At 60.4% G+C, this 7181-nt stretch carries 4 protein-coding genes and 1 pseudogene; 4 read left to right on the forward strand and 1 reads right to left on the reverse strand.

The window, feature by feature from the left end; all coding sequences use genetic code 11:
• Positions 1-95: 95 nt before the first annotated feature.
• Positions 96-833: pseudogene (locus J2X50_RS24770) on the reverse strand (ArdC family protein); the annotation flags it as partial.
• Positions 834-1072: 239 nt separating this feature from the next.
• Between J2X50_RS24770 and J2X50_RS24775 the strand changes: the two are divergent.
• The 4 genes from J2X50_RS24775 (at position 1073) to J2X50_RS24790 (ending at position 6834) form a co-directional block, all read left to right on the forward strand.
• Positions 1073-1666, forward strand: a complete 594-nt coding sequence (locus J2X50_RS24775; protein ID WP_047820979.1) for a DUF6088 family protein — start codon at positions 1073-1075, stop codon at positions 1664-1666.
• Positions 1659-2675 (forward strand): nucleotidyl transferase AbiEii/AbiGii toxin family protein, encoded by a 1017-nt coding sequence (locus J2X50_RS24780; protein WP_429098864.1) that lies wholly within the window; start codon positions 1659-1661, stop codon positions 2673-2675. The genes J2X50_RS24775 and J2X50_RS24780 overlap by 8 nt, the downstream gene beginning before the upstream one ends.
• Positions 2676-2735: 60 nt before the next feature.
• On the forward strand, positions 2736-5588 hold the full coding sequence (locus J2X50_RS24785) for a UvrD-helicase domain-containing protein (protein WP_429098866.1): 2853 nt from the start codon (positions 2736-2738) through the stop codon (positions 5586-5588).
• Positions 5589-6312: 724 nt separating this feature from the next.
• Positions 6313-6834, forward strand: coding sequence for a MarR family winged helix-turn-helix transcriptional regulator (locus J2X50_RS24790; RefSeq protein WP_429098868.1), 522 nt, complete (start codon positions 6313-6315; stop codon positions 6832-6834).
• The last annotated feature ends 347 nt before the right edge of the window (positions 6835-7181 follow it).

Consider the following 7181-nt stretch of genomic DNA (forward strand, 5'->3'; position numbering starts at 1 on the left):
GAACGCTTGACCCGGACGTCTGAAGAGCTTCACCGGAGCCGTGGTGAGGCGCCTCCAATGCATGATTCTGAGACAGGATCACAGAGTCAGGATAAGGCCACCAACTCCTCGAAGGCGTATTTCTTCGTGCCGAAACCACCGGTCAGATCGCGGCCGAGCCGGGAGGCGTGGCCGCTGGCGTGCCCGAGTTCGTGCAGGGCCGTGCGGTGCCAGTTGATCGGCTCGAAATAGGCCTGCGGCGGCGGCACCTGCACATAGTCGTGCGCCGGCACATAGAAGGCGCGATCGCCGCCGATGCGGAAATCGATGCCCGTCGCTTCGATCAGAGCCTCGACGCGCGGCTCGATGAGGCCAGGCGGTGGCGGTGGAGCGATGGCGGCGATGTCGTCCGGCAGGCCGTCGCATTGCGCGGCGTTGAAGACGGTGAAGCGCTTGAGGAACGGAATCGCGGCGGCGTCCTCACCAGTCTCGCGGGCTCGGCGCTTCTCGTCCTCCGGCGTGAAGCGGTCGGCATAGACGACGGTCGTGCCGTGCTCGCCTTTGCGGACATTGCCGCCCAGCGACAGCGCCTGGCGGAAGGTGAGCCAACTCTGGCCGGGGAAGCCGTGCTGGATCACCGCCCCCCAGAGGATGAGCACGTTGATGCCGGAATAGTGCCGTCCGGTCGCAGCGTTGCGGGGCATGGCGAGCGGCGCCTTGGCCGCGGCCGAGCCCCATGGCTGGACCCAGGGAGCACGGCCCGTCTCAAGCTCAGCGATGATCTTGTCGGTGATGTCGTCATAGAGGCTCGTCCGGCCTGAGCCGACACGGGAACTGTGGTTTTTCCTGAACATCGCGGATCTCCGCGACGGGCGCCGGAGACCTCTTCTCCAGCCCTCGACCCGTCACGGGAAACCCGTCCGCACTCTCACTCTATGGGGGACGTTGCGGGGATCTCCCCGCAGAAGGGGTCGGGCGAGACCCAAGGCTCGACCGCAGGGGAAGGCTTTCCCCTTGTCCCAGCTTTCCGTCCCGGATGTGTTTCCTTGAAAGCTGTCAGAAAACTGCGTATGTTCCTGACAGGAGAAAGACGATGACACGACTGACCGAACAGATTCTGTCGCATATGGCGGGTTTGCCCGAGGGCGCTTCTGTGTCCGCTAAGGGGCTGCTCCATCTCGGCAATCGCGCCGCGGTGGACCAGGCCTTGTCGCGTCTGGCCGAGCGCGAACAACTCATCCGGGCTGGGCGCGGTGTCTATCTCCGCCCCGTCGCCAGTCGGTTCGGGACGCGCGCGCCGTCGGTCGAACAGGCTGTGGAGGCCCTTGCCAGCCAGCGTGGCGAGACCATTGTCTCGAACGGTGCGGCGGCCGCAAACGCGCTTGGCCTGACGACGCAGGTGCCGGTTCGCTCGGTCTATCTAACTTCCGGGCGCAGCCGGAAGATGAATCTCGGCAAGCAGGTCGTGGAATTGCGCCATGCCCCGCGCTGGCAATTGGCTCTGGCCAACCGGCCGGCGGGAGAGGCCGTCCGGGCCTTGGCCTGGCTCGGCCCGGAGAAAGCCGAAACCGCGCTCCGGACATTGAAGCGAAAGCTGCCGCCCGGCGCCTTTGGCGAATTGGTGGCGGCCGCGCCGCAGCTTCCGACATGGTTGGCGCAGAGTGTCGGGAAGGCGGCCTATGGCTGAAACCTTCCTGCTCCTCTCGGCTCAGGATCGCCGCGACGCCCTTGGCGTCGCGGCGGATCGTTCGGGGCGGCCCGCGCATCTGCTCGAAAAGGACGTCTGGGTGGTGTGGGCGTTGAGCACGCTCTACACGGCGCCGCTTGGTGAGCATCTGGTGTTCAAGGGCGGCACATCGCTGTCGAAAGCCTATCAGGTCATCCATCGGTTTTCGGAGGATGTGGATCTGACCTACGACATTCGGGCCATCGCGCCCGACTTGGTCGGGGACAATGGCGAGGGCCTGCCGAAAACGCGAAGCGAGGAAAAGCGCTGGTCCAGCGAGGTTCGTCGCCGGCTACCGGAATGGGTTGGCGCTGTCGTGCAGCCGGTAATCGCCGACGCCCTGGCCACGGAAGGTCTGGCGGCGACGATCCGCGTCGAAGGTGATCGGCTCTTTATCGACTACGAACCGACCGCAGTCGGATCGGGCTATGTCGCCCCCAGTGTCATGCTGGAGTTCGGCGCGCGGTCGACGGGCGAGCCGGCCAGTTTGCGTGATGTTGTCTGTGATGCCTCTGGCCTGATCGATGGCCTGATATTCCCGACAGCGCGTCCGCGCGTCATGCACGCCGAGCGGACGTTCTGGGAGAAGGCGACCGCCATCCATGTCTTCTGCCACCAGGACCGGCTGCGTGGGGACCGCTTCGCCCGGCATTGGCATGATGTCGCCCGGCTCGATGAAGCCGGTCTTGCGGACGCTGCCTTCGCGGATCGCGAGCTGGCGAACGCGGTCGCTCGCCACAAGTCGATGTTCTTTGCGGAGAAAGCGGCTGATCGCTCGCCGATTGATTACGGGGCAGCCGTCAATGGCGGCCTGCAACTCGTTCCGGCTGGCGATGGCGCGAAGGCGCTGGAGGATGACTATGCCCGCATGGTCGAGGATGGGTTGCTCTTCGACGACGCGGAGCCGTTTGAGGCGCTCATGGCGCGGTGCGCCGATATAGCCGCGCGCGCGAACAGCACGGCCAAATAAGAGACTGGGGGATCGGGGGTAGATGAGCGACGTCGAAGGGGAGGAAAACCCCCGATTTCTGTGGAACGCCGCAGCCACAGGCCGGGCGGCTCGATGAAACCGCCAATATTTGGTCGATCCCGCACATACCGGCCCGGCCTTTGGGCGCGTCTTTTCCTGTCAGAGAAATGGAAACTGGTTCTCAGTTCATCTTCTCAGGACCGGATTAGCCTGAAATCAACACACGAAGACGAAATCCAGTGTCTTGAGATATCGTCTATTTCGTCAACCAAGGCTCTCCTTTGGCACACGGTCGAGATCCGGTCGAAGGGCCGTATCGATGCTCTCTCCGGCCTGACAGCCAAAGCGGCTCAGACTTTATGCGACGACTTGCTGGCTTTCGTGAATCTGCACCTCGCGGACCTTATCGACTCCGACAAGGAACGCCTGCGCGAGGTCGACAGCAAGATTCGCGCGATCACCGACAGCAACAGGCAATATCTTGCTCATGCGGACGTTAGCCGGGCGATCGCGAGCGTCCCGGGAAAGGCGTCACTGGCATTGGCGCACCCGTTGTTTGATGCAGCTCTGATCCCCGGCACCCTAAGAGGCTATCTGCCAACCTCATTTGCCATGCTCACTGACCCGGGTGTCCGCAGTCGCTACAACGAAAGTTTCGTTGTTCACGAGATGCAGAAGTTCGAGAAATTCTTCGCCAACCTTGGCGGATTTTCGCTTTCGCAAGAGCAGCGGGAGGCCTGCATCCGTCTGGAAGACAACAACCTGCTCGTCGCATCGGCCGGCTCAGGCAAGTCCGCAACCATGGTCGGGAAAGTCGCCTATGTCCTCGAAAAGGAGCTCTACCATCCGAGCGAAATTCTTGTTCTGGCATTCAACAAGAGCGCAGCCGATGAGCTGAAAGAACGGATCGCCAGGCAACTGAACGTAGATGAGGAGGCGTTGGAATGCCGGGTGACGACTTTTCACGCGCTCGGCCGAGGGATCATCGAAGAGACGGAAGGCCGCCCACCGCAACTGGCCAACTGGGTCGAGCATCCCGCCGGTGAAGCCCGTGTGATTGACAAGATCATACGCGAGCTGATGGAGGTTGATGAAGAGTTTCGCCGCCTGTGGATCGACCTTCTCTCCATTTTGCCCAAGGCCGACATTCCGGCGGAGGTCTTTGACTCGGAGGCGGACTACAATCGCTACATCGCCGATCGCAACGACAAGGGCGGTAGCACCATCGGCACACTTGCAGAGGTGTATGTGAAATCCCTTCAGGAGCAACGGATCGCGAACTGGTTGTGGGTCCACTCTGTCGAGTTCGAGTATGAAAAGCAGATCTCATTCAAAGAGGAGGATGGGAGCGAGCGCTTTGTTCAACCTGACTTCCATTACCCGCTGACCGACACGTTCCATGAGCATTTCGCGATTAACGCGGATGGTTCGTCGCCTTTTGTGAGCTACGCCGAGCACACCAAGGGTAAACGCGCCGGATACAAGCGCGAAGAGTTGGATTTCTTCGAGACTACCTCAGCGCAGGCGCGCGATGGGACGCTGTTGTCGCATCTCGAGGCACAGCTCACCAAACGCGAAATTCCGCTGACCGAGAAAAGTGTCGACGAGATCCTCAAGGCGGTCGAGCCGGTGGTGATCACGCACTACCAGAAGCTGATCGGCGTGTGCATCAAGCATATCCGGGCTAGCCAGCTTACGCTGGAGATGCTGCTCGAGCGGGCCAAGTCCCTGCATGACAAACCCCGCGCGCAGCATTTCGCGCGTGCTGTCTGGCTGATCACCGAAGCCTATTCACGCAAGCTCGACGAGGCGAAGCGTATCGACTTCGATTCGATGATCGGCGACGCAGTGCGCCTCGTCGAGACGGGTCGCTATCAGAGCCCGTATTCACTGGTCCTGGTGGATGAGTTTCAGGATATTTCGGACCCGAGGGCCAATCTGATCAAGGCGCTCAAACACCAGAAGCCCTTCACCAAGGTTTTTGCAGTCGGAGACGATTGGCAGTCGATCTACCGCTTCGCCGGGTCGGACATTACGATCTTCACCCAGTTCGAGGCGAACTTTGGCGCCTGCTGGCAAGGTCGGCTCGAACAGACCTACCGCTGCAACCAGCTGCTCGCCGACACTGCTGCGGGCTTCGTTCAGCGCAATCCAGACCAGATCAGGAAGACAGTGCGGTCGACGCGCGCCGCCATACCACGATCAATCCGGGTCATTCCGGTCAGCGTGGAGTGGCGAAAGCCAAGCTTCCCGAAAGCCTGCTTCCAACTGCTCGATCGCCTGAACACCTTTCTTGATGGCATTTCGAGCCAGTGGCGGCGTGAGACCGGGCAAAAGCTGAAGGTACTGGTCTTGTGGCGTTACAACCTGTTGGATCCATTTCACGGTCAGCCCCCCGAATTTTCGGCGATCGAGGTTGCCGGCATGTCGTTTCATCGCTCCAAGGGCCTTGAGGCAGATTACACGATCCTGCTTGATGTCAGCGAGGGCGACTACGGCGTTCCCAGCCGCATCGAAGATGACGAGCTGCTCAATCTCGTTATCCCGCGCCCGGAGACGTTCGCCTACGCGGAGGAGCGCCGACTCTTCTATGTCGCGCTTACCCGCGCCAGCAGAGGGACGTTCATCCTCTGCAATAGGCGCAAGCCTTCACGCTACATTCGCGAGCTTTGCGAAATCGCCGGCAATGAGGTCCGGTTTGAAACTATCGAGGGGAAGGAACTCGACCAGTGTCCCACTTGCCTGGTCGGGGAATTGGTTGAGCGCAAAGGTCGCAACGACACCACCTTTTACGGCTGCAATCAATTTCCTGAGTGCCGTCACACTCAGCAGTCATCTCCGGCGGCACCTCATCGACAACAAGCGGGCGAGGCCGGAGTTGTCGAGACGGTTAATCGGGCAAGAGCCTTCTAACGCTGCTTGCTTTGATCTTAGCCATGTTCTCACTTCCGTCCTACGCGCGACGGTCCAGTGACAATCGACGGCTTTGATGATAGGACTACGTCGTGAAATCGGCGGAATGCTCGGATCGAGTCGGATTGTTTCCTGCGTTCCTCGCTTGACGATAGATCCCGAAAGTACGGTTTTTCGGGGTATCCCGGAAAAATCCAATAATTTCAAAAGCCAGCGGTTTTGCCGGGATGGCTGACGGTATATCGCCGCGAAGAATATTTTTAATGACGATAATTCAAGGTGTTATGCTACCAATCAATAATCGAGTGGGAATGATTCAGGCCCATCCGAGAGTATCCCAAACCAGGCTGCGCATAACAGGATAAATAAGAAAAAAGTCGTTCGAAATCTATCGGATGGTTGGCCAGGTTGCGTCGAACGGCTCCGCGTCCTGGCAACGTCGCCTGAGATCCCAGGCCGTGATCGCAGCGAATCATGTCTTGACGAGCGGCTATGCCTGCGCCATCCCGTGGTCGTTTCGACAGATTGGTCGACCGATCTCGCGCCGAACAGTTACCGTTCAGGCCTGGCACCACTATGAACTTTCGTGCCCGGTTATGGATCTATGGCGCGATGGGCTGCGTCGGTCTGGATTGCCCGGTAGCCTTGCGGTGACGTTGCACTTTTCATAGTTTGCCGCGCGTGATGCGAGCGACAAGACGAGGAGGAAGAGCGAAGGCGCAAGATGAGCCACGCTCTGACAAGGGTTACAATGGTAGAAAATCCTTCCGTGCCTGAAGAAGGCGTCGTTCCCCGCTTCAATTTCACCGGACAGACCGGCGAACTTCGGCACAACTGGCCTTTTTACTGGATCAACCGGGTTAACGCGCGCTACATCCACGTGCTTGAACGGAAGTTGAAGCCTCTGCGGTTGGATATGCCCCGCTGGCGCGTTCTGATCTCGCTTTACGATGACAAGCACATGAGCGTCTCCGAGATTGCGGAGATCAGTGTGATGAAGTTGAACACCGCCACAAAGGTTGTTCAGCGTTTGGTTTCAGACGGGATGGTGACGACACGTGTGCGTCCGAGCGATGGCCGCGTGACCGAGGTGCAGTTGACGGAAAGGGGCGCCGCGCTCCGTCACGCAGGGTTGGTCGAGGCCGAGAGAATCCTCATCGCGGCGTTCTCGGATGTATCCACGGAAGAGCTGTCGTCGCTGAACCAGATCCTGTCCAAAGTGCTGAATCGTCTGGTCGAACTGTGAGCTTCCACCGGTCGCCCGGTTCCATTGCCCGGGCTCGGCCGGATCGCCCTCTTGAGGCCCTGCCTCTGGCATCTCGCTTTATATAGACTGCGGCCGCGAAAGGCCTCGTGGCCCTGAGGCGCTTCGCCTGCCTTTTGCTCGAACTGCTGTAGACCCCACGCGGGGCATGTGCCGCACTTTCCGGTGCAAGGTGCGCGTCCATATGGCCGCGAGCCGGATGCCTGTCGTCGACAATCGCAGAGGCGGTGCGGCCTGTCAACGGCGGAGCAAAAACCGGCCATTGGGCGGCGCAAAACCAGGCCACTGGCGCTGCTGCGAGCGGGGAACGTCGGGAGGGCGTAGCCCGA

This window comes from Aminobacter sp. BE322, assembly GCF_050433525.1.
In the GTDB taxonomy this organism is placed as follows: Bacteria; Pseudomonadota; Alphaproteobacteria; order Rhizobiales; family Rhizobiaceae; genus Aminobacter.

What these genes read in the sequence shown, in the direction of transcription:
- J2X50_RS24790 (WP_429098868.1), top strand. Translation starts at nt 6,313, where the DNA reads ATGAGCCACGCTCTGACAAGGGTTACAATGGTAGAAAATCCTTCCGTG.
- J2X50_RS24780 (WP_429098864.1), top strand. Translation starts at nt 1,659, where the DNA reads ATGGCTGAAACCTTCCTGCTCCTCTCGGCTCAGGATCGCCGCGACGCC.
- J2X50_RS24775 (WP_047820979.1), top strand. Translation starts at nt 1,073, where the DNA reads ATGACACGACTGACCGAACAGATTCTGTCGCATATGGCGGGTTTGCCC.